7 protein-coding genes are annotated in these 22,096 nt (G+C 76.1%); 5 read left to right on the top strand and 2 right to left on the bottom strand.

The window, feature by feature from the left end:
- The first annotated feature begins 139 nt into the window (after nt 1-139).
- Together GA0070611_RS12060 and GA0070611_RS12055 are read left to right on the top strand one after the other, a co-directional pair.
- A complete protein-coding gene (locus tag GA0070611_RS12060; RefSeq protein WP_269456364.1) occupies nt 140-16,201 on the top strand; it encodes a type I polyketide synthase in 16,062 nt (5,353 codons plus the stop codon).
- A gap of 212 nt (nt 16,202-16,413) precedes the next feature.
- Nucleotides 16,414-16,686, top strand: a complete 273-nt coding sequence (locus tag GA0070611_RS12055; RefSeq protein WP_091662695.1) for a PqqD family peptide modification chaperone — start codon at nt 16,414-16,416, stop codon at nt 16,684-16,686.
- A 63-nt stretch (nt 16,687-16,749) separates the two neighbouring features.
- Here GA0070611_RS12055 and GA0070611_RS12050 read toward each other — a convergent pair whose 3' ends face one another.
- Nucleotides 16,750-17,337, bottom strand: a complete 588-nt coding sequence (locus tag GA0070611_RS12050) for a TetR/AcrR family transcriptional regulator (RefSeq protein WP_091662691.1) — start codon at nt 17,335-17,337, stop codon at nt 16,750-16,752.
- An 83-nt stretch (nt 17,338-17,420) separates the two neighbouring features.
- Between GA0070611_RS12050 and GA0070611_RS12045 the strand changes: the two genes are divergently transcribed.
- From GA0070611_RS12045 to GA0070611_RS12035, 3 genes are all read left to right on the top strand, one after another.
- Complete coding sequence (locus tag GA0070611_RS12045; RefSeq protein ID WP_231921433.1) at nt 17,421-19,199, top strand: MFS transporter; 1,779 nt, start codon at nt 17,421-17,423, stop codon at nt 19,197-19,199.
- Between the two features lie 218 nt (nt 19,200-19,417).
- Nucleotides 19,418-20,854, top strand: a complete 1,437-nt coding sequence (locus tag GA0070611_RS12040) for an acyl-CoA carboxylase subunit beta (protein ID WP_091662687.1) — start codon at nt 19,418-19,420, stop codon at nt 20,852-20,854.
- Between the two features lie 33 nt (nt 20,855-20,887).
- Nucleotides 20,888-21,652, top strand: coding sequence for a thioesterase II family protein (locus GA0070611_RS12035; RefSeq protein WP_091662683.1), 765 nt, complete (start codon nt 20,888-20,890; stop codon nt 21,650-21,652).
- Between the two features lie 57 nt (nt 21,653-21,709).
- On the opposite strand, the gene GA0070611_RS12030 is transcribed toward GA0070611_RS12035, so the two are convergent.
- Nucleotides 21,710-21,967, bottom strand: a complete 258-nt coding sequence (locus GA0070611_RS12030; protein WP_091662681.1) for a DUF5988 family protein — start codon at nt 21,965-21,967, stop codon at nt 21,710-21,712.
- Nucleotides 21,968-22,096 lie beyond the last annotated feature (129 nt).

Here is a 22,096-nt window from a genome sequence, read left to right as displayed (position 1 = left end):
GACCGGTGACCCGACCGGTCGCCGAGGCCGTCGCGTCCGGTGATCCCCCCTCACCGGCCGCGGCGGCCTCGCCCCTGTCCCGCGCCGAAGCCGACACACCGACCCGGGCGCCGAACCCGGAGATTTAGTGGAGCGTGCCATGAGCGAGTCCGTGAACCCCGCCGCCGCCACCGACGCGCTGTCGGCCCTGCGGCGGCGGCTGGAGGGCCGCACGGCCGACGAGCAGGACCGGGCGCTCACCGCGCTGGTCCGCGAGCAGGCCCGCGAGGTGCTGCGGGCGGTGCTGCCGGACGCCCCGGACGCCGTGGAGCCGGGCCGGCCCTTCCGCGACCTCGGTTTCGACTCGCTCGCCGCGGTCGAGCTGCACCGCCGGCTCGCCGCCGTGACCGGCCTCGACCTGCCGGTGACCCTGGTCTTCGACCACCCCACCCCGGTGGCCGTCGGGCGGCTGCTGCGGTCGGTGCTCGGTGGCGGGTCGGCGCCCGCGCCGGCCGCCGTCGCGCTGCGCCGTCCCGCCGAGGAGGAGGAGCCGATCGCGGTGGTCGGCATCGGCTGCCGCTACCCCGGCCACAGCACCTCCGCCGACGCGCTGTGGCGGCTGGTGGCCGAGGAGCGGCACGTCATCTCCGATTTCCCGACCGATCGCGGCTGGGACGTCGACGGCCTCTACGACCCCGACCCGGGCACGCCGGGCAAGACGTACGTGCGCCAGGGCGGGTTCCTGGAGGGCGCGGCCGAGTTCGACGCGGACTTCTTCGGCATCAGCCCGCGCGAGGCGCTGACCATGGACCCGCAGCAGCGGCTGGTGCTGGAGACCGCCTGGGAGGCGCTGGAGGACGCCGGCATCGACCCGGCGACGCTGCGCGGCAGCCAGACCGGCGTCTTCATCGGCGCCGAGCCGCAGGAGTACGGGCCCCGGCTGCACGAGGCCCCGGAGGGCCTGGACGGCTACCTGCTCACCGGCAACGCGCCGAGCGTCGTGTCCGGCCGGCTGGCGTACAGCTTCGGGTTCGAGGGGCCGACGCTGACCGTGGACACCGCCTGCTCCGGCTCGCTGGTCGCCCTGCACCTGGCCTGCCAGGCGGTGCAGCGGGGGGAGTGCAGCACCGCGCTGGCCGGCGGCGTGACGGTGATGGTGCACCCGGGCGCGTTCACCGCGTTCAGCCGCCAGCGCGGGCTGGCCCCGGACGGGCGGTGCAAGCCGTTCGCGGCCGCCGCCGACGGCACCGGCTGGGCCGAGGGCGTCGGCATCCTGGTGCTGGAGCGGCTCAGCGACGCCCGTCGCAACGGCCACCCGGTGCTCGGCCTGATCCGCGGTTCGGCGATCAACCAGGACGGCGCGTCGAACGGGCTGACCGCCCCGAACGGGCCGTCCCAGCAGCGGGTCATCCTGCAGGCGCTGGCCGCCGCCGGGGTCGAGCCCGGCGACGTCGACCTGGTCGAGGCGCACGGCACCGGCACCCGGCTCGGCGACCCGATCGAGGCGCAGGCGATCATCGCCACGTACGGCCGGGAGCGTCCCGCCGAGCGGCCGCTCTGGCTCGGCTCGCTCAAGTCGAACATCGGGCATGCGCAGGCCGCCGCCGGGGTGGCCGGGGTGATCAAGGTGCTGATGGCGATGCGGCACCGGATGCTGCCGCGCACCCTGCACGTCGACGCGCCCACCCCCGACGTGGACTGGTCCGCCGGCACGGTCGCGCTGCTCACCGAGGCCCGCGACTGGGCGGCCGGCGCCGACCGGCCGCGCCGGGCCGGCGTGTCCTCGTTCGGGGTCAGCGGCACCAACGCGCACGTCATCGTGGAGGAACCCCCGGCGGCCGGCGGGGAACCCGTACCCGACGTGCCGCAGCTGTCCAGCGAGGTGCTGCCGGTGGTGCTCTCCGGCCGCACCGGGGACGCGCTGCGCGGCCAGGCCGCCGCGCTGCACGCCGCCGTGGCCACCGCCGAACCGGAACTGCTGGACGTCGCGTACGCGTTGGCCACCACCCGGGGCGCGCTGGAGCACCGGGCGGTGCTGGTCACCGGCGACCGGGCGACGGCGCTGGACGACCTCGCGGCTCTCGCCGAGGGCGACAGCCGGCCCGGCACGCACGTCGGGCAGGTCACCGGCGGCGGGCTCGGTCTCCTCTTCACCGGCCAGGGCAGCCAGCGTCTCGGCGCCGGCCGGCAGCTGTACCGCACGTACCCGGTCTACGCCGCCGCGTTCGACGACGCCTGCGGTTGGCTGGACCTGCAACTGGACGTGCCGCTGGCGGACGTGCTCTTCGCCGAGCCGGACTCCGCCGAGGCGGCGCTGCTCGACCGGACGGCCTACACCCAGTGCGCCCTGTTCGCCGTCGAGGTGGCGCTGTTCCGGCTGCTGGCCTCCTGGGGCGTCCGCCCCGACCTGCTCGCCGGCCACTCGATCGGCGAGCTGGCCGCCGCGCACGTGGCCGGGGTGCTCTCGCTGGAGGACGCCGCGCTCCTGGTCGCCGCGCGGGGCCGGCTCATGCAGCAGCTCCCGCCCGCCGGCGCGATGATCTCGGTGCGGGCCACCGAGGAGCAGGTCCGGCCGCTGCTCGCCGGTCGGGAGGCCGAGGTGGGCCTGGCGGCGGTGAACGGGCCGGCGTCGGTGGTCGTCTCCGGCGACGAGGACGCGGTGCTGGAGGTCGTCGCCGCGCTCGCCGCCGAGGGACACAAGACCAAGCGGCTGCGGGTCAGCCACGCCTTCCACTCGCCGCTGATGGAGCCGATGCTCGCCGAGTTCCGGCGGCTCGCGCAGGTGCTCACGTACCACCCGCCGGCGATCCCGATCGTCTCCACGGTGACCGGCGCGCCGGTGCTCGCCGGTGAGCTCGGCGACCCCGAGTACTGGGTGCGGCACGTGCGCGACAGCGTCCGCTTCGCCGACGCGGTGACCGCCATGGCCGACGAGGGGATCGGCACCTTCCTCGAACTCGGCCCCGACGCGGTGCTCTCCGCGATGGGCCCCGGCTGCCTGCCCGAGGACGCCGACGCGGTCTTCGCCCCGGTGCTGCGCGCCGGGCAGGACGAGGAGACCGCCGTGCTCACCGCCGTGGCCCGCGCCCACGTGCGCGGGGTGCCGGTCGACTGGGCGGCGTTCTTCGCCGGCCGCGGCGCCCGCCGTACCGCCCTGCCCACGTACGCCTTCCAGCGCCGCCGGTTCTGGCTGCCGTCCGGCGGCGGCACCGCCGACGCGACCGGCTTCGGCCAGCTCGCCGCCGGTCACCCCCTGGTGAGCGCGGTGGTCGGCCTGGCCGGCGGCGACGGGGTGGTGCTCACCGGCCGGGTGTCGCTGCGCAGCCACCCGTGGCTGGCCGACCACACCATCTCCGGCGTCGCGCTGCTGCCCGGCACCGCCTTCGTCGAACTCGCCGTGCGCGCCGGTGACCAGGTCGGCTGCGCCACCGTGGAGGAGCTCACCCTGGAGGCCCCGCTGGCGCTGGACGAGCGCGGCGTCGCCCTCCAGGTGGTCGTCGGCGCGCCCGACCCGGCCGGCCGCTGCCCGGTCGCCGTGTACTCCCGCCCGGACGGACCGGACGAGCAGCTCTGGACCCGGCACGTCAGCGGCTTCCTCGCCCGCGCGGCCGCCGACGCCGGACAGCCGCTCACCGAGTGGCCGCCGCCCGGCGCGCAGCCGGTCGACCTGGCCGGTATCTACCCCGAGCTGGCCGGGCAGGGCTACGGCTACGGCCCGGTCTTCCAGGGCCTGCGCGCCGTCTGGAAGCGCGGCCCCGAGGTGTACGCCGAGGTCGCGCTGCCCGCCGGGAGCCGCGCCGACGCGGCCGCGTTCGGCCTGCACCCGGCGGTGCTGGACGCCGCGCTGCACGCCATCGACGCGGCCCGCCGCGACCAGCCGGCCGACGACGAGGTCCGCATCCCGTTCGCCTGGAACGACGTGACCCTGCACGCCACCGGCGCGGCCGAGGTGCGGGTCCGGATCGCCCCCGCCGCCGGGGACAGCGTGTCGGTGACCCTGGCCGACGGCACCGGCGCGCCGGTCGCCTCGGTGCGCTCGTTCGTCTCCCGCCCGGTCTCCACCGCCCAGCTCAGCGCGGCCCGGGGCGGCTACCACGAGCGGCTGTTCCGGCCGGAGTGGACGACGCTCGGCCACCGGGCCGCCCCCACCGGCACGCCGCGCTGGGCGGTCCTCGGCGACGAGCGGATCGGCGGGGCGGTGCCGTACGCCGACCCGGCCGCCCTGGGCGCCGCGATCGACGCCGGTGCCACCGCCCCCGAGTGGGCGTTCGTCGGCGTGCCCGCCGGGGAGGTGCGCGCCGTCACCGCCGCCGCGCTGGCCGTGCTCCAGACCTGGCTGGCCGACGCCCGACTCGCCGGCACCCGGCTGGCCTTCGTCAGCCGCGTCGACGACCTCGCCACCGAGGCGGTGTGGGGCCTGGTCCGGGCCGCGCAGACGGAGAACCCGGACCGGTTCGTCACGGTCCGGCTCGGCGACGCCCCGACCCCGCTGCTGGCCGCCGCGCTGGCCACCGACGAGCCGGAGCTGCGACTGCGCGACGGGGAGATCGGTGTGCCCCGGCTGGTCCGGGTGGCCACCGGCGAGGACACCGGTGGTGGCTGGCCGACCGACGGCACCGTCCTGGTCACCGGTGGTACCGGCGGCCTCGGCGCGCACGTCGCCCGGCACCTGGCCAGCACCCACGGCGTACGCCACCTGCTGTTGACCAGCCGGCGCGGGCCGGACGCGCCCGGCGCGGCCGAGCTGCGCGCGGAGCTGGCGGCGGCCGGCGCGACCGTCGAGCTGGCCGCCTGCGACGCCGCCGACCGGGACGCGCTGGCCGCGCTGCTCGCCACCGTCCCCGCCGACCGGCCGCTGCGCGCGGTCGTGCACGCGGCCGGCATCGTCGACGACGGCGTGATCGGCTCGCTGACCCCGGACCGGCTGGACACGGTGCTGCGGGCCAAGCTGGACGGCGCGGTGCACCTCGACGAGCTGACCCGCGACGCCGACCTGACCGCGTTCGTGCTCTTCTCCTCGCTGGCCAGCCTGCTGGACTGCGCCGGGCAGGGCAACTACGCCGCCGCCAACGCCACCCTCAACGCCCTGGCCACCGCCCGGCGCGCCGCCGGCCGCCCCGCCGTGGCGCTGACCTGGGGTCTCTGGACCGGCGACGCGGGCATGGGTGCGGCCCTGGACACCGCCGCGCGGCAGCGGATCGACCGCTCCGGCATGCCCGGCCTCACCCCGGCGGAGAACCTGGCCCTGCTGGACGCCGCGCTCGGCGTCGACGAGCCGGTCCTCGCGCCGATCCGGGTCGACCTGGCCGCGCTGCGCAACCGGCCGGAGGGGGTGCCGGCGCTGCTGCGCGCCCTGGTGCCGCTGCCGGCCCGGCGCGCCGCGCAGGCGGCCGGCCCGGCCGAGGCGGGCCTGGCCCGGCAGTTCGCCGGGCTCACCCCGGCCGAACGGGACCGGCTCACCGTCGACCTGGTCCGGGCGCACGTCGCCGCGGTGCTCGGCCACGACAGCGCCGACGCGATCGAGCCGCGCCGGGCGTTCACCGAGTTCGGCTTCGACTCGCTGGCCGCGGTGGAGCTGCGCAACCGGCTCAACGCGGCGACCGGGCTGCGGCTGCCGGCCACCCTGGTCTTCGACTACCCGACCCCGGCGGCGCTGGCCGAGTACCTGGTCGGCACCGTCCTCGGCACCGACGCGCAGCCGGCCGGGCCGGAGCCGGTGCTCACCGGGTTCACCCGGGAGCCGATCGCGATCGTGGCGATGAGCTGCCGCTTCCCGGGCGGGGTGGCCACCCCCGAGCAGCTCTGGGAGCTGCTGGAGAACGGCACCGACGCGGTGTCGCCGTTCCCCACCGACCGGGGCTGGGACCTGGCCGGCATGTACGACCCGGAGCCCGGCAAGGCCGGGAAGACGTACTCCATGGAGGGCGGCTTCCTCTACGACGCGGCCGACTTCGACGCCGACTTCTTCGGGATCAGCCCGCGCGAGGCGGTGGCGATGGACCCGCAGCAGCGGCTGCTGCTGGAGACCTCGTGGGAGGTGCTGGAGCGGGCCGGGATCGACCCCACCTCGCTCAAGGGCAGCCCGACCGGCGTCTTCGCCGGCGTGATGTACCACGACTACGCGCTGCGGCTGCACCAGGTGCCCGACGAGCTGGCCGGCTACCTGGGCAACGGCAGCCTGGCCAGCATCGTCTCCGGCCGGGTGGCGTACACGCTGGGCCTGGAGGGCCCGGCGGTCTCCATCGACACGGCGTGCTCGTCGTCGCTGGTGGCGATCCACCTGGCGGTGCAGGCGCTGCGGGCGGGGGAGTGCAGCCTGGCCCTCGCGGGTGGCGTGACGGTGATGTCCACCCCGGACACCTTTATCGACTTCAGCCGCCAGCGGGGCCTGGCGAAGGACGGCCGGTCGAAGTCGTTCTCCGCCGACGCCGACGGCACCGGCTGGGGTGAGGGCGCGGGCCTGCTGCTGCTGGAGCGGCTCTCCGACGCCCGCGCCAACGGCCACCAGGTGCTCGCGGTGATCCGCGGCTCGGCCACCAACCAGGACGGCGCGTCGAACGGGCTGACCGCGCCGAACGGGCCGTCGCAGCAGCGGGTGATCCGGCAGGCCCTCGCCTCGGCCGGCGGGATCCCGGCGACCGAGGTCGACGCGGTGGAGGCGCACGGCACCGGCACCACGCTCGGCGACCCGATCGAGGCGCAGGCGCTGATCGCCACGTACGGGCAGGGCCGGCCGGAGGACCGGCCGCTCTGGCTGGGCTCGATCAAGTCGAACATCGGGCACACCCAGGGTGCGGCCGGTGTGGCCGGCGTGATCAAGATGGTGCTCGCGATGCGCCACGGGCTGCTGCCGCAGACCCTGCACGCCGACGAGCCGTCGCCGCAGGTCGACTGGTCGGCCGGCGCGGTCCGGCTGTTGCAGGAGCCGCAGCCGTGGCCCGAGCGGGACCGGCCGCGCCGGGCGGGCGTCTCGTCGTTCGGCATCAGCGGCACCAACGCGCACGTCATCGTGGAGCAGGCCCCGCCGGTCGAGCCGGTGGCCGAGGAGACGCCCACCCCGGCGGTCCTGCCTTGGGTGCTGTCCGCGAAGACCGAGGAGGCGCTGCGCGCCCAGGCCGCCCAGCTCGGCGCGGCCGCCCGGACCGGGGTGGCCGCGCCCGGCGCGCTCGCGTACGCGCTGGCGAAGGGACGGGCCGCGCTGGAGCGCCGGGCCGTCGTCGTCGGTGACGTCGCCGACCTGCTGACCGGCACGGACGCGCTGGCCGCCGGTGCCCCGGTGCCGGCCCTGCTCCAGGGTGGCGCCGGCACCGTCTTCGTCTTCCCGGGTCAGGGGTCGCAGTGGGTCGGGATGGCGGTGGAGTTGCTCGGCTCGTCGCCGGTCTTCGCGGAGCGGATCGGTGAGTCTGGTGCGGCGTTGTCGGAGTTCGTGGACTGGCGGTTGTCCGACGTGCTGCGCGGGGTCGAGGGCGCGCCGTCGCTGGACCGGGTGGACGTGGTGCAGCCGGTGTTGTGGGCGGTGATGGTCTCGCTGGCCGGCCTGTGGCGGGCGTACGGTGTGGAGCCGGATGCGGTGATCGGTCATTCGCAGGGTGAGATCGCCGCCGCTGTGGTGGCGGGTGGGTTGTCGTTGCGCGACGGTGCGGCGGTGGTGGCGTTGCGGAGCCTGGCGATCGCCGAGGACCTGGCCGGCAGGGGCGCGATGGCGTCGGTCGGCCTGCCCGAGGCCCAGGCCGCTCAGCGGCTCGCCGGCTACGCCGGCCGCGTCTCGCTGGCCACCGTCAACGGCACCTCCTCGGTGGTGGTCTCCGGCGACCCGGACGCGGTCGACGACCTGGTCGCCACGCTGGCCGCCGAGGGCGTCCGTGCCAAGCGGGTCAACGTGGACTACGCCTCGCACTCCGCGCAGGTGGAGCTGATCGAACAGCGGCTGGCCCAGGTGCTGGCCGACCTGACCCCGCGCGCCTCGACCGTGCCGTTCTGGTCCACCGTCACCGGCCAGGTGCTGGACACCACCGGCCTCGACGCCGCCTACTGGTACGCCAACCTGCGGCAGACCGTCCGATTCGAGCAGACCACCCGTCACCTGCTCGACGCCGGGATGCGGGTGTTCCTGGAGTGCAGCGCCCATCCGGTGCTCACCATGGGTGTCGAGGAGACCGCCGCCGACGCCGGCGTCGAGATCGCCGCGATCGGCTCGCTGCGCCGCGACGAGGGCGGACTGCGCCGCTGGCTCACCTCGCTGGGCGAGGCGTTCACCCGTGGGGTGCCGGTCGACTGGGCCCCGGCCCTGCCGGCCCGCCCGCGCGGCGAGGTGCCGCTGCCCACGTACCCGTTCCAGCGCCGCCGCTACTGGCTCGACGCCACCGGCGGCGCCGCCGACCTGGCCTCCGCCGGCCTCGGCTCGGCCGGTCACCCGCTCTGGGGCGCGGCGGTGTCGATGGCCGAGTCCGGTGAGGTGCTCTACACCGGCCGGCTCTGCCTCGACGCCCACCCGTGGCTGGCCGACCACGCGGTCAACGGCACGGTGCTGCTGCCCGGCACCGGCTTCGTCGAACTCGTGCTGCACGCCGGTGACCACGTCGGCCTCGGGCATCTGGAGGAGCTGACCCTGCACGCCCCGCTGCTCCTGCCCGGTCAGGGCGCGGTGCAGGTCCAGCTGCTGCTCGGCGCGGACGACGCCGGCCGGCGCGCGGTCACCGTGCACTCCCGACCCGAGCACACCGAGGGCTGGACCCGGCACGCCACCGGCACCCTCACCGCCGCCACCGGCGCCGCCGGCTTCGACCTGGTGGCGTGGCCGCCGTCGGGGGCGGTGCCGGTGCCGACCGCCGGGCTCTACGACGAGTTGATCTCCCAGGGTTACGAGTACGGTCCGGTGTTCCAGGGTGTGCAGGCCGCCTGGCGTCTCGGTGACGAGGTGTACGCCGAGGTGGCCCTGCCGGAGGAGGCGCAGGGCGACGCGGCCCGTTTCGGGTTGCACCCGGCGTTGCTGGACGCGGCGTTGCAGGCGGTCGGGATCGGTGAGCCGGTGGCGGCGGGCCGGCCGCCGTACCTGCCGTTCGCGTGGACCGACGTGACCCTGCACGCCACCGGCGCCACCGCGCTGCGGGTGAAGGTCACCGCCGCCGGGCCGGAGGCCGCCACCCTGCACCTCGCCGACCCCACCGGTACGCCGGTCGCCGTCGTCGGCTCGCTGATCTCCCGCCCGGTGCAGCTCACCGCGGCCACCGCCACCGACGGCGACCTGTACCGGGTCGACTGGACCGCCGTGCCGACCGGCACCGCCACCGAGTCGTGGGGCTACCTGGAGGGGCTGGGTCTCGGCGTACCCGACGTGGTGCTCGCGCCGGTCACCCCGGCCGGCGACGCCGACCCGGCCACCGCCGCCCGCGCCACGGCGGGGGAGACCCTGGCCATGCTCCAGTCCTGGCTGGCCGACCCGGATCAGGCCGCCGCCCGGCTGGTCGTGGTCACCCACGGCGCGGTCGACGGCGGCACCGACCTGACCCAGGCCCCGGTCTGGGGTCTGGTCCGCGCCGCCCAGGCCGAGCACCCGGGCCAGTTCGTCCTCGTCGACGCGGCCCCGGAGACCCCGGTCGAGGAGATCCTCGCCGCGGTCGGCACCGGCGAGCCGGAACTGTCCCTGCGCGACGGCCAGGTCCGCGTACCCCGGCTGGCCCGGGCGACCGGCGCCCCGGCGGCCTGGCCGGGGGCCGGCACCGTGCTGGTCACCGGCGGCACCGGCGTGCTCGGTGCGCTGGTGGCCCGGCACCTGGTCGGCACGCACGGTGTCCGCGACCTGGTGCTCACCTCCCGGCGCGGCCTCGACGCGCCCGGCGCGGCCGAGCTGCGCGACGAGCTGACCGGGCTCGGCGCGACCGTCACCGTGGCCGCCTGCGACATGGCCGACCGGGACGCGGTCGCCGCCCTGCTCGACGGGCTCCCGGACCTGGCGGCCGTGGTGCACACCACCGGTGTCCTCGACGACGGGCTGCTCGCCGGCCTCACCCCCGCCCAGCTCGACACGGTGTGGCGGGCCAAGGCCGACCCGGCCTGGCACCTGCACGAGCTGACCCGCGACCGGGACCTCGCCGCGTTCGTGCTCTTCTCCTCCGCCGCCGGCACGGTCGACGGGGCCGGGCAGGGCAACTACGCCGCCGCCAACGTCTTCCTCGACGCGCTCGCCGCGCACCGCCGCAGCCTCGGCCTGCCGGCGGTCGCCCTGGCCTGGGGCTTCTGGGAGCAGCGCAGCGGAATGACCGCGCACCTCGACGAGACCGACGTGGCCCGGATGGCCCGTTCCGGCGTGCTGCCGCTCAGCTCCGCGCAGGGCCTCGCCCTGCTCGACGCCGCCGTCGGCGCGGACGAGGCGCTGCTGGTGCCGATCCGGCTCGACACCGCCGCGCTGCGCGCCCAGGGGCAGGCGCTGCCCGCCCTGTTCCGGGGCCTGATCCGGCTCCCGGCCCGTCGCGCGGCCGGCGGCGGCGCCCCGGCCACCGGCTCCGGCCTGCACCGGCAACTCGCCGCGCTGGCCGCCGACGACCAGCACCGGGTGCTGCTCGACCTGGTCCGGGCCAACGTCGCGGCGGTGCTCGGCCACGACAGCCCGACCGCCGTCGAACCGGCCCGGGCGTTCAAGGAACTGGGTTTCGACTCGCTGGCCGCGGTGGAGCTGCGCAACCGGCTCAACACGGCGACCGGGCTGCGGCTGCCGGCCACCCTGGTCTTCGACTACCCGAACCCCACCGCGCTCGCCGGTCACCTGCACGAAGCGATCCTCGGCGCTCCGGTCGAGGTACGGCCGGCCGGCGCACCCCGCCCGGTCGCCGACGAGCCGGTCGCCATCGTGGCGATGAGCTGCCGCTTCCCCGGCGGCGTACGCAGTCCCGAGGAGCTGTGGCAACTGCTGGCCGACGAGCGGGACGCGATCGGCGGCTTCCCCACCGACCGGGGTTGGGACCTCGACCACCTCTACGACCCGGAGCCCGGCAGGCCCGGCCGCACCTACTCGCTCGAGGGCGGCTTCCTCTACGACGCGGCCGACTTCGACCCGGACTTCTTCGGCATCGGCCCGCGCGAGGCGGTGGCGATGGATCCGCAGCAGCGGCTGCTGCTGGAGACCTCGTGGGAGGTGCTGGAGCGGGCCGGGATCGACCCCATCGCGCTCAAGGGCAGCCCCACCGGCGTCTTCACCGGCGTGATGTACCACGACTACGGCAGCCGGCTGGCCAGCGTCCCCGACGAACTCGCCGGCTACGTCGGCAACGGCAGCATGGCCAGCGTCGCCTCCGGGCGCATCTCGTACACCCTCGGGCTGGAGGGGCCGGCGGTCAGCGTCGACACCGCCTGCTCGTCGTCGCTGGTCGCGATCCACCTGGCCGTGCAGGCGCTGCGCTCCGGCGAGTGCGAGCTGGCGCTGGCCGGCGGCGTGACGGTGATGGCCAAGCCGGACACCTTCGTCGACTTCAGCCTCCAGCGGGGCCTGGCCCAGGACGGCCGCTGCAAGTCGTTCTCGGCGCGGGCCGACGGCACCGGCATGTCCGAGGGCGCCGGCATGCTGCTGCTGGAGCGGCTCTCCGACGCGCAGCGCCTCGGCCACCAGGTGCTCGCGGTGGTCCGCGGCTCGGCGATCAACCAGGACGGCGCGTCCAACGGGCTGACCGCGCCCAACGGCCCCGCCCAGCAGCGGGTGATCCGGGCGGCGCTGGCCGCCGCGGCCGTCACCCCGGACGAGGTGGACCTGGTCGAGGCGCACGGCACCGGCACCACGCTGGGTGATCCGATCGAGGCCCAGGCCCTGCTGGCCACGTACGGCCAGGACCGGCCCGAGGACCGGCCACTGTGGCTGGGCTCGATCAAGTCGAACATCGGGCATACCCAGGGCGCGGCCGGCGTGGCTGGCGTGATCAAGATGGTGCTCGCGATGCGCCACGGGACGTTGCCGCGCACCCTGCACGCCGACGAGCCGTCGCCGCAGGTGGACTGGTCGGCCGGCGCGGTCCGGCTGCTCACCGAGGCGCAGCCCTGGCCGGACCTGCAGCGGCCCTGCCGGGCGGGCGTCTCGTCGTTCGGCATCAGCGGCACCAACGCCCACGTCATCGTCGAGGCGGCCCCGGCCACCCAGCCGGCCGCCGCCCCGGCGGGCGACGTGCTCACCCCGCCGGTGCTGCCCTGGCTGCTCTCCGCCCGCTCCGAGGAGGCGCTGTGCGCGCAGGCCGCCCGGATCGCCGACACCGGCGCCGGCCTGGACGTGGCGTACTCGCTGGCCACCACCCGGGCCGCGCTGGAGCGCCGGGCCGTCGTGGTCGCCCCCGCCGGGGACGACGCCGCCCGACTGCTGCGCGCCCTGGCCGAGGGCGCCGACACCCCGGAGCTGCTCCGGGGTACGCCCGGCGCCGGCAAGCTGGCCCTGCTCTTCACCGGCCAGGGCGCCCAGCGTCTCGGCATGGGCCGCGAGCTGGCGGCGGCGTACCCGGTCTTCGCCGACGCGTTCGCCGACGTCTGCGCGCACCTCGACGCGAAGCTGGACCGGCCGCTGCGCGAGGTGCTCTACACCGAGCCGGACGTCGCCGACGCGGCGCTGCTCGACCAGACCGTCTACAGCCAGAGCGCGCTCTTCGCCATCGAGGTGGCGCTGTTCCGGCTGCTCGCCTCCTGGGGCGTCCGCCCCGACCTGGTCGCCGGGCACTCCATCGGCGAGATCGCCGCGGCCCACGTGGCCGGGGTGCTCACGCTGCCGGACGCCGCCACGCTGGTCACCGCCCGGGGCCGGCTGATGCAGGGCATGCGCGAGGACGGCGCGATGGTGGCCGTCGAGGCGTCCGAGGCGGAGCTGCGCCGCGAACTGGCCGGCCGGGACGCCGAACTGGGCATCGCCGCGGTCAACGGACCGACCTCGGTGGTCGTCTCCGGCGACCACGACGCGGTCAACGCGCTCGCCGCGAGTTGGCGGGCCCGGGGCCGGCGGACCAAGCGACTGCGGGTCAGCCACGCGTTCCACTCGCCGCACATGGAGCCGATGCTGGCCGAGTTCCACCGGATCGCCGCCGGTCTCTCCTTCGCGCCGCCGTCGATCCCGGTGGTGTCCAACCTGACCGGCCGGCTCGCCGACCCCGACGAGATCCGCACCCCCGCCTACTGGGTGCGGCACGTCCGGGAGGCGGTCCGGTTCGCCGACGGCATCGCCACGCTGGCCGCCGCGGGCGTCACCACGTACCTGGAGGTGGGGCCGGACGCGGTGCTCACCGCGATGGGCCGGGACTGCCTCGCCGGCGCCGACGGGGTCGCGCTGCTGCCCGTGCTGCGGGCCGGCCGCGACGAGCCGACCACCCTGCTGACCGCCCTGGCCACCCTGCACGCCCGGGGGGTGCCGGTGGACTGGCGGGCCTGGTTCGCGCCCACCGGGGCCCGGGTCACCGACCTGCCCACGTACCCGTTCCAGCGCCGCCGGCTCTGGCTGGACGCGCCGGCCGGCGCGGGCGACGTGCCGGGTCTCGGGCAGCGTCCCGCCGCGCACCCGCTGCTCGGCGCGGTGGTCGGCCTGGCCGGTGTCGACGGCACCGTGCTGACCGGCCGGCTGTCGCTGCGGACCCACCCGTGGCTGGCCGACCACGCGCTGGCCGGCACGGTGCTGCTGCCCGGCACGGCGTTCGTGGAGCTCGCCGTCCGCGCCGGTGACCAGGTCGGCCGCGGCCTGGTGGAGGAGTTGACCCTGGAGGCCCCGCTGACCGTGCCGGAGCGCGGCGGCGTCGATCTCCAGGTGGTCGTCGGCGCGCCCGACGACACCGGACGCCGCCCGGTCACCGTGCACTCCCGACCGGAGGACGGCGACGGCGGCTGGACCCGGCACGCCACCGGCGCGCTGGCGCCCGGGGCGGCCCCCGCCCCGGCGTCGACCGGCGCGGCCTGGCCGCCGGCCGGGGCCACCCCGGTCGACCTGACCGGACGCTACGAGCGGCTGGCCGACGAGGGCTACCACTACGGACCGCTCTTCCAGGGCCTGCGGGCCGCCTGGCGGCACGGCGACGAGGTGTACGCCGAGGTGGCGTTGCCCGAGGACGCCTGGTCGTCGGCCGAGCGGTTCGGCCTGCACCCGGCGCTCTTCGACGCGGTGCTGCACACCCTCGACCTGAGCGGGGAGCAGCCCGACGACGGCCGGCTGCGGCTGCCGTTCGCCTGGCGGGGCGTGGCCCTGCACGCCACCGGGGCCACCGCCCTGCGGGTACGGCTGACCCGTACCGGGCCGGAGGAGGTCGCCGTCGAGCTGACCGACACCACCGGCGCACCTGTCGCGTCGGTCGCCGGGCTGGTGGTCCGGCCGCTCGCCGCCGACCGGCTCGACGCCGCCCGACGCACCTCGCTCTACCAGGTGACCTGGACCCCGCCGGCCGACCCGGCCGGACACCCGGCGCCCGCCCTCGCGGTCCTCGGCGACGACGACCTCGGCCTGGACGCGCCCCGCCACCCCGACCTCGCCGCGCTGGCGGCGCAGGCCGAGCTGCCGGCGACCGTCGTGCTGCCCTGGTCATCGACCGGCGACTCCACCGTGGAGGTGGCCACCCGGGCGCTGGCCACCGTGCAGGAATGGCTGGCCGACGACCGGTTCGCCGATTCCCGGCTGGCCGTGGTGACCCGGCACGCGACGGCCACCACCGCCGGGGAGGACGTGCCCCGGCCGGTGGACGCCACCGTGTGGGGCCTGGTCCGGGCCGCCCAGGACGAGCACCCGGACCGGCTGGTGCTGGTCGACGTCGACGAGAACGACCCGGCCGGCCTGCGGGCCGCGCTGGCCACCGGGGAGCCGCAGCTCGCGGTCCGCGGGGGCGAGCTGCGCGTACCACGCCTCGCGCCGCTCCCGCGGACCGAGGGCGACCGGCCGGCGGGCCTCGACCCGGACGGCACGGTGCTGGTCACCGGCGGCACCGGCGGTCTCGGCCGGCTGGTGGCCGAGCACCTGGTCACCCGGCACGGGGTACGCCGGCTGCTGCTGGCCAGCCGGCGCGGCCCGGCGGCGCCCGGGACCGCCGACCTGGTCGCCCGACTGGAGGCGGCCGGCGCGGCGGTGACCGTCGCGGCCTGCGACCTGGCCGACCGGGACGCGGTGGCCGACCTGCTGGACGGCGTCCCCGCCGGGCACCCGCTGACCGGCGTGGTCCACGCGGCCGGCGTGCTCGACGACGGCCCGGTGCACACGCTGACCCCGCAGCGGCTGGCCGCCGTCCTGGCCGCCAAGGCCGAGGCGGCCCGCCACCTGCACGAGCTGACCCTGCACGCGCCGCTGCGCTGGTTCGTGCTGTTCTCCTCGGCGGCGGCCACCCTCGGCGGCGCCGGCCAGGCCAACTACACGGCGGCCAACGCCTACCTCGACGCTCTCGCCCAGCACCGCCGGGCGCACGGCCTGGCCGGCACCGCGCTGGCCTGGGGCCTGTGGGCCGAGCCGGGCAGCGCAATGACCGGCCACCTGACCGAGGCCGACCTGCGGCGGATGGCCCGCACCGGGGTGGCCGCCCTGGCCACCGGGGAGGCGCTGGCGCTGTTCGACGCGGTCGGTGAGCCGCTGCCCGCGGTGGCGCTGCCGGTCCGGCTGGACCTGGCCGCGCTGCGCGGGCGCGACGGCGCGGTGCCCGCCCTGCTGCGGGGCCTGGTCCGCACCCCGGCCCGGCGCGCGGCGTCCGGGCCGGCCGGCCCGGCGACCGGCACCCGGTCGCTGGCCGACCGGCTGGCCGACCTGGCGCCGGACGAGGCGGACCGGACGGTCACCGAGCTGGTGCGGGACCGGGTGGCCGAGGTGCTCGGTCACGACCGGCCGCACTCGCTCGACGTGGACCGGGGCTTCCTGGAGCTGGGCTTCGACTCGCTGGCCGCGGTGGAGTTCCGCAACACCCTCGGTACGGCGACCGGGCTGCGCCTGCCCGCGACGCTGATCTACGACCACCCCACGCCGGCCGCGGTGGCCCGGTTCGTCCGCGCCGAGCTGGTCGGGGAGCCGCCCGCCGCACCGTCGCTGGAGGACGAGCTGGCCCGCCTGGAGGCGCTGATGGACGGGGTGCGGGCGGACGAGGCCGAGCGCGGCCGGATCGGGGTCCGGCTCCAGGCGCTGGTGTCGCGCTGGAACAGCGGGCACGGCCTGGCCGGCGCGGAGCCGCCCACCCGGGATCTGGCCGCGGTCACCGCGGACGAGCTGTTCGACATCCTCGACGACGAGCTGGAGGCGTCCGACTGACCGGTCGGCGTCCCCCGGTGATCCCCGAGGCCCGCCGTCGACGACGGCGGGCCTCGGGCTATCCCCCGGGGAGAGGTGGGGCTTTGTCCACCTTCGGTGTGGGTCCACGACCGTATCGGGTGACCATCCGACCGCATAACGTAGTGGTCGTGGTCGGCCCCGAGCCGGGGGCCGGCCCACGCGATCAGGTGGGACACGGGGAGGCAGGGAGGATGCGGGTGCGACTCGAACAGGGGATCGTCGCCGAGGTCACCCGGAACGGCCAGCTGGAGCTGGTCTCCGAACGGAGTGGACTGCGATACCGGTTCGGCGCAACCGCCACGGCCATGTGGATCGCCCTGCAGCAGCAGGGCGGCTCGCTGGAGGGTGCCGTGGGCGTGCTCGCCCGGCAGTGGGCGGTCGATCCGGTGGACACCCGGCGCGACTTCGACGTGTGGGTGGAGGACATGCTCCGCGCCGGGCTGGTCCGGGTCGAGGAGGGGTGACCCCCCTACCGGCACCCCTGGGCCGGCCGGGCCGGGCGGTGTACCCCTGTCCCGGTGGCGCGCTCAGCTAGCGGCGGGGCCGTCGACGGCGCGGACGATCAGGCGCAGCGCCTCGGCCAGCTGCTTGCCCGACGGGGCCGCCTCGGGGTCGAGCAGGCGCTGCACGGTCAGCCCGGTCATCAGGGCCAGCAGGAACGAGCCGACGGCCTTGCGGGCCTCCTCGGGGACGTCCCGGTCGTCGTTCTGGAGCACGAAGGTGGCCAGCCCGGGACGCGCCCGGGCGTAGCTGTCGGCCAGCTGTTCGCGCAGCTCCGGCAGGTGCTCGGCCAGCGCGAACGCCTCGATGCCGGCCACCCAGAGCGGCCGGTGCGTGCCGAAGGACTCGACCAGGCCGCTCCACATCGTCTCCAGCCGGTCCATCAGGTCGGGCTGGGTCCCGTCGCGCAGCACCCGGTCGATCTCGACGCCCCACTCCTCGAACGCCTCGACCAGCGCCGCGGTGAGCAGCGCCTCCTTCGAGCCGAAGTGGTAGCCGATGGACGCCAGGTTGGTGTCCGAGGCCGCGACGATGTCGCGGGCGGTCGTGCGCGTGTAGCCACGCTCGTAGAGGCAGACCCTGGCCCCTGCCAGCAGGCGTTCCCGATGACCCACGGCGGACACCCTACTCCCTGCCGAACCCCTAATTCATCCACCGAATGTATACGAGCGTATAAATCGAGTGGTAGCTTTCGGCCATGGCTACAGCGCAGGCAAAGGCCGGCCGCCGCGAGTGGATCGGCCTCGCGGTACTCGTCATGGTGACACTGATCATCAGCATGGACATGACCGTGCTGTCGTACGCACTGCCGTTCATCACGGCGGATCTCGCGCCGACCAGCAGCCAACTCCTCTGGATCACGGACGTCTACGCCTTCGTGCTGGCCGGCCTGCTGATCCCGATGGGGACGCTGGGGGACCGGATCGGGCGCCGCCGGTTGCTGATGATCGGCGCAGCGGTGTTCGGTGCGGCATCCGTGGCCACGGCTCTCTCCACCAGTCCCGGCATGCTGATCGGGACCCGGGCGGTGATGGGTGCCGCCGGTGCGACGCTCATGCCGTCGACCATGTCGTTGATCCGCAACATGTTCCACGACGAGAACGAACGCCGGGCGGCGATCGGCATGTGGGCGGCCGGCTTCTCCGCCGGTGGCGTCATCGGCCTGGTGGCCGGCGGCGCTCTCCTGCAGCACTTCTCCTGGGGCACCGTCTTCGAGATCAACGTGCCGGTCATGCTGCTCCTGCTGGTCCTCGCCCCGCTGCTGCTGCCCGAGTTCCGCAACGCGGGCGCCGGCCGGCTCGACCTGTTCAGCACCGTGCTCGCCTTCGTGGCGGTGCTGCCGACCATCTGGGGCGTCAAGGAGTTCGCGGCGCACGGCTGGAGCTGGCCGCCGCTGGCCGGCGTCGTCGCCGGCCTGCTCTTCCTGACCGTCTTCGTGCTGCGCCAGCGCCGCCTCGCCGACCCGCTGATCGACGTGACGCTCTTCCGGGCCCCGGCGTTCAGCGCGGCGGTCGTGCTGAACGTGCTGGCCAACTTCGCGCTCGTCGGGTTCATGTTCTTCATCAGCCAGTACCTGCAACTGGTGCTCGGGCTGCGCCCGTTCACCGCCGGGCTCTGGTCGCTGCCCGCCGCCGGTGCCGCCGGCATCGGCGCGGCCGTGCTGGCCCCGATGCTGGCCCAGCGCTTCCGGCGCGCGTACGTGGCGGCCGGCGGCCTGGTCGTGGCGGCCATCGGTTGTGCGGTGCTCGCCCGGGTCGGCGACACCTCGGGGCTGAGCCTGGTCGTGGTCGGGCAGGCGCTGATGTCGGGCGGCATCGCGATGGTGCTGACCCTGAGCGCCGAGCTGATCGTCTCCACCGCGCCGCCCGAGCGGGCCGGCGCCGCCGCCGGGCTCTCCGAGACCGGCAGCCAGTTCGGCGCGGCGCTCGGCGTGGCGATCCTCGGCAGCATCGGCGCGTACGTCTACCGGCAGCAGCTGACCGACGCCGCGCCGGCCGGCGTGCCGGCCGACACCTGGAGCACCGCGCGGGAGACCCTGGGCGGTGCGGTCGAGGCGAGCCGTTCGCTGCCCACCGCCGTGGCCGACACGGTGGTGACCCTGGCCCGCGCCGCGTTCGCCGACGAGATGCGGACGGCGGCGGTCGCCTCCGGTGTCATCCTGCTGGTCACCGCCGTGCTGGCCGCCGTGCTGCTGCGCGGCGTCGGCGCCTCGGTGCCGTCCCAGGCCCCGGCCACCGGTGGCTCCGACCCGGACCCCGGTGCCGGAGCGGACCCCGGCGCCACCCCGGACCTCGCCGGTGCCGGTGCCGCCCCGGCGACCGCCGACGCCGGCCCGGACGATCCGGCCGGCGTGGCGCGGGCCGCCGACGGGGTCGACGCCCGGATCCCGGTCAGCCCGGCCCCCGCCGGCACGGCGAGCGTCGCGGCGGTCGACGAGCCCACCGGGCCGACGCCGGCCGCCCATCCGGTGGCCTGACCCGAGCAGCTCCACAGTGGTCGGTGACGCCCCGCGGAAGCTGCGGGGCGTCACCGCTGCGCGTCCCGGTTTTCCCAGCTCAGAGCCGGTGTCGAGCTAGGGGGAGGGCGGTCGGGTTAGGGGTTGTCGCCGACTTCCGCGCCTTCCTAGGCTCGCTTCGTCAGAGGGCACCGGTGCTCGCAACCGTGCCGTCCACTCTGTCCCCCAGGGGAGTAACGATGACGATCACGGTTGACGCGCCGACGCGGACCGAGCCGGCGGACCTCGACCCGCGCGCCCCGCAGGTGCGCCTGGGTGGCCTGCTGGACGCCGGTTCGATGGTGCCGCTGCACGCGCCGGACGACAGCGGGGTGCTCGCCGTCCGGGGCTGGATCGACGGGCTGCGGGTCTACGCCTACTGCACCGACGCCAGCCGGATGGGCGGCGCGCTCGGCGCGAGCGGAGCCGACCACATCATCCAGGCCATCGACCTCGCCGCCCGGGACCGCTGCCCGGTCATCGGTCTCTGGCACTCCGGCGGGGCCAAGCTGGCCGACGGGGTCGAGTCGATGGACGGCGTGGGGCGGATGTTCGCGGCGATGACCCGGGCGTCCGGGCAGGTCCCGCAGATCTCCGTGGTGCTCGGCCCGGCCGCCGGCGCCGCCGCGTACGGGCCGGCCCTGACCGACCTGGTCATCATGGCCGAGGCCGGCCGGGTCTTCGTGACCGGCCCGGACGTGGTCCGCAGCGTCACCGGCGAGCAGGTGGACATGGAGGCCCTGGGCGGCCCGCGGACGCACAGCCGTTCCTCCGGGGTGGCGCACGTGGTCGCCGACTCGGAGCAGGCGGCGCTGGACCGGGCCCGGCAGCTCGCCGTGCTCTTCGCCCGCCCCGGCCGGTTCGACCTGTCGGCGGTCGGGGCGTGCCCGGCGCTGGCCACCGCGCTGCCCGAGTCGTCGCGCCGGGCGTACGACGTCCGGCCGGTGGTGGCCACCCTGCTCGACCCGGCCGACGAGTTCGGCGGCTTCGTCGAGCTGCAGGCCCGCTGGGCCCGCAACATCGTGGTCGGGCTGGGTCGGCTGGCCGGCCGGACGGTCGGCGTGATCGCCAACAACCCGATCACCAAGGGCGGCTGCCTGGACTCGCTGAGCGCGGAGAAGGCGGCCCGGTTCGTGCGGATGTGCGACGCGTTGGGCGTGCCGCTGGTGGTCCTCGTGGACGTGCCCGGCTACCTGCCCGGGGTCAAGGAGGAGTGGGAGGGCGTGGTCCGGCGCGGGGCGAAGCTGCTGCACGCGTTCGCCGAGTCGGTGGTGCCCCGGGTGACCCTGGTGCTGCGCAAGTCGTACGGCGGGGCGTACATCGCGATGAACTCCCGGTCGCTGGGCGCCACCGCGGTCTTCGCCTGGCCGGACTCGGAGGTCGCGGTGATGGGCGCGGAGGCGGCGGTGGGCGTCATCCACCGGCGCAAGCTGGCCGCCGTCGGTGACGACGAGCGCGAACCGTTGCGCCAGCGGCTGATCGCCGACCACCAACGGGAGTCCGGCGGCATCGGCCGCGCCCTGGACCTGAAGGTGGTCGACGCGGTGATCGAACCGGTCGACACCCGGACCCGGCTGACCCGGGCGCTGGCCGAGGCGCCGATGGGGCGGGGCCGGCACGGCAACATCCCGCTGTAGAGCTGCTCCCGGCACCGAGACGAAGGACGAGTGATGACGGCTACCCTGCAGAGCGACCTCTGGGTGCGGCGGTTCCACCCCGCGCCGGCCAGCCCGGTCCGGTTGGTGGCGCTGCCGCACGCCGGCGGCTCGGCCACCTACCTGTTCCCGGTGTCGCGGGCCCTCTCGCCGGCGGTGGAGGTGCTGGCGATCCAGTACCCCGGCCGGCAGGACCGCCGGCACGAGCGGGTCCTGGATTCCGTCGCCGACCTGGCCGACGGGGTGTTCGAGGCGCTGCGGCCCTGGCTGGACCGGCCGGTCGCGCTCTTCGGGCACAGCATGGGCGCGGTGCTCGCGTACGAGGTGGGCCTGCGGTTGCAGCGCGAGACGGGCCGGCCGCCGCTGCGCCTGTTCGCCTCCGGCCGCCGCGCCCCGTCCCGGGTCCGCGACGAGCGGTACGTGCACACCCGCGACGACGCCGGGGTGCTGGCGGAGCTGACCCGGCTCAGCGGCTCCGACCCCCGCGTGCTCGGTGACCCGGAGCTGCTGCCGATGATCCTGCCGGCGGTACGCGGGGACTACAAGGCGGTGGAGACCTACCGAACGGACCCGGGGCAGCGGCTGGACGCCCCGATCACCGTGCTCACCGGTGACGCCGACCCGATGACCACCCTCGACGAGGCGCGGGACTGGCAGCGGCACACCAGTGGCGAGTGTGACGTACGGGTCTATCCGGGCGGGCACTTCTTCCTCAACGACCACGCCCCGGAGATCATCGACCTGATCGGCGCCGAGCTGGGGCGGTCCGCGACGGCCTGACCCGCGTACCGCACGACGAGGGGGCACCGGCTCGCCGGTGCCCCCTCGTCCGTGCCGTCACTCTGCGATCTTCGTCCGCATGGTCCAGTGGAAGACCACGATCCGTGAGGCGTCGTCGTTGGCGCCGTCGGTGTCCTCGGTCCGTTCGAAGTGTTCGTAGCCGCCCAGGTAGGGCACCTTGATCCGGCCGGTGCCGGCGGGGGCGCTGCGTTCCCGCGCGGTGGCCGGCAGGCCGGCCGGGCCGCCTTCGAGCAGCACGTCGAAGTGGCCGCCGCCGAACCGCCGCGCGCCGCTCACGTGGGTGAGATCGTCCACGTCTTCCTCCTCGGCTGGGGGCGGGACGCTGTCGGTGGATCGTGTTCCGCGTCACTGCCCTCGGATGGCTCCAGCCTGGCGCTCCGCGCCGCGCCCGCATACCCGGAACCCACCCCTAACCGGCCGCTG

This window comes from Micromonospora auratinigra, assembly GCF_900089595.1.
Taxonomy (GTDB): Bacteria; Actinomycetota; Actinomycetes; order Mycobacteriales; family Micromonosporaceae; genus Micromonospora; species Micromonospora auratinigra.
This window is presented reverse-complemented; position numbering and strand designations above follow the sequence as displayed.

Excerpts from the sequence above, each read along its gene's own strand:
- GA0070611_RS12040 (WP_091662687.1), top strand. The coding sequence starts at position 19,418 with ATGACGATCACGGTTGACGCGCCGACGCGGACCGAGCCGGCGGACCTC.
- GA0070611_RS12060 (WP_269456364.1), top strand. The coding sequence starts at position 140 with ATGAGCGAGTCCGTGAACCCCGCCGCCGCCACCGACGCGCTGTCGGCC.
- GA0070611_RS12035 (WP_091662683.1), top strand. The coding sequence starts at position 20,888 with ATGACGGCTACCCTGCAGAGCGACCTCTGGGTGCGGCGGTTCCACCCC.
- GA0070611_RS12045 (WP_231921433.1), top strand. The coding sequence starts at position 17,421 with ATGGCTACAGCGCAGGCAAAGGCCGGCCGCCGCGAGTGGATCGGCCTC.
- GA0070611_RS12055 (WP_091662695.1), top strand. The coding sequence starts at position 16,414 with ATGCGGGTGCGACTCGAACAGGGGATCGTCGCCGAGGTCACCCGGAAC.